Source organism: Rothia sp. HMSC062F03 (assembly GCF_001836905.1).
In the GTDB taxonomy this organism is placed as follows: domain Bacteria; phylum Actinomycetota; class Actinomycetes; order Actinomycetales; family Micrococcaceae; genus Rothia; species Rothia mucilaginosa_A.
This window is the reverse complement of the sequence record NZ_KV830880.1, coordinates 1-1,650: the sequence shown is the minus strand read 5'-3', so window position 1 is coordinate 1,650 and position 1,650 is coordinate 1. Positions and strand designations below refer to the sequence as shown.

Sequence of the window (1,650 nt, the reverse complement as noted above, 5' to 3'; positions counted from 1 at the left end):
GATTCACCAACCACCACACAAGGACGTACATACCATGAGCACAGCTGAAGTAAGCAGAGAAGCGTACTCTGCTACCATCGCCGACTCCAACCCGTCTGAAGGAGTGAATAGCTAAATGATGTCTCAAGAATCTGCTATTACCTTTTGGGGCGCATGCTCCATTATCACGATCATTTTCACGCTTTTCACCCTGGCCACCTACATCATTAATCGGCGCCGTGATGCGAAGAAGAAGTGTGAAGGCGTCTACATTAGTCGCGTGCAAGCACTACTGGCGTACATTATTGTCTTTATCCCGGGCTTCCCGATTATCCGCTATTTTTTGTCGCTCAACGGCCTCGAGACTAACTCTTTTATAGACATTGCATCCATACTCATGACTGCTTTCCTCTTGTATTACCTGTGGAGCGTTAACGCCACGTACTTGAAGATTTCTTCTGAAGGTATTGAGCAGCGCACCCCCATTCGCGGGTCGAGGATCTGCCCCATTGGCGCGATTGATAGCGTCGTGTATAGCGAGTCCACGGATGAGGATACCCGAAGCCGCACCTGGTTCCTCACTAAGTCGGGGGCGCGTATTAACCCGTTGAACCCGAATTATGACGAGTACTATCTCTTGCTTATGACTCGATTTAGGATTGAGTACGGGCGTTGGCCTTACCTGGATATTCCGGCTGACGTTGATAAGGTGAACCGGTTGGATAACCCCGCTGAAGTCATTCCGTACTTCAAGTTCCGCAAGAAAATCTCGGGTCTGGCTGAGATTGACATGTAGCCCCGACATACAAGGCTAAAGGCTCCCGGGGATGCGCGGACGGAGCGCGCTCTTCCTATTCACCAACCACACGAAACGAGAACCCACCATGCGTATTTTCCTGACTATTTTCTGGGGTGTCTTCGCTGTATTCACTACAGTTGCAACGTTTTACGTCATCATCAATTACGAGGCGCAACGTTGGAAAGATAAAAAGCGGCGGCGCGAGGGTATTTATATTCGACGAGTTAATCAGGGCGAAGCTCTCATTATGATATTTACCCCCGCCTTCCCCTGTCTTTCGTTTGTAGCCCACATATACGGTCCTGATTCATTAGATATAGGGACTGAAATATTAGTCTTATCACTTTCGGTTATGTTCCTTTCTTTCTTGCGTTATGTGCATGTCGCTTATGTGAAGCTTTCTCCCGAAGGTATCGAGCAGCGTGTCTGGTCAGCTAACCCAACGGTCTACCCGCTAGGTGCGATTGATAGCGTTACCTACTACAAGACCGTGGATGTTGAAGACCAGGATATGGTGGGTTTTTACACGAAGTCGGGTAAGCAGATTGCTGCTTTTGGTCCGATGACTCATAACAATTACCGGCTTTTGGCGATTGTGCGTTTCAGGATTGAAAACGAGCGTTGGCCTGACATGGACAACCCGGATGATGTGGCGCAGGTGGATTTCTTGGATCGTGCCTCGAGGACAATTCGTTATTTTGAGGATTTGGAGAAGGTCTCCGGCCTCGCCGACGTCGATATGTAGCGCCGCATAGAGAAAGTCCCTGGGCTGAGAGCTTATCTCTCAGCCGAGGGGCTTTCTGCATACCAGCGGTTACTCACCTGAGCGCCACCCGCCGGTGAATGGTCGCCCAGTCTTCACCCGAGCCTTG

The 1,650-nt window shown here is 50.0% G+C and carries 2 protein-coding genes; both read left to right on the top strand.

Annotated elements, in window-relative coordinates:
• Window positions 1-115 precede the first annotated feature (115 nt).
• Entirely contained in the window at window positions 116-775 is a 660-nt protein-coding gene (locus HMPREF2674_RS04340; RefSeq protein ID WP_070824924.1) for a hypothetical protein, read from the top strand.
• Window positions 776-863: 88 nt separating this feature from the next.
• Entirely contained in the window at window positions 864-1,523 is a 660-nt protein-coding gene (locus HMPREF2674_RS04335) for a hypothetical protein (protein ID WP_070824923.1), read from the top strand.
• The last annotated feature ends 127 nt before the right edge of the window (window positions 1,524-1,650 follow it).

Bases quoted from the DNA above. Each gene is read 5' to 3' on its own strand.
- HMPREF2674_RS04340 (WP_070824924.1), top strand. From the start codon at position 116: ATGATGTCTCAAGAATCTGCTATTACCTTTTGGGGCGCATGCTCCATT.
- HMPREF2674_RS04335 (WP_070824923.1), top strand. From the start codon at position 864: ATGCGTATTTTCCTGACTATTTTCTGGGGTGTCTTCGCTGTATTCACT.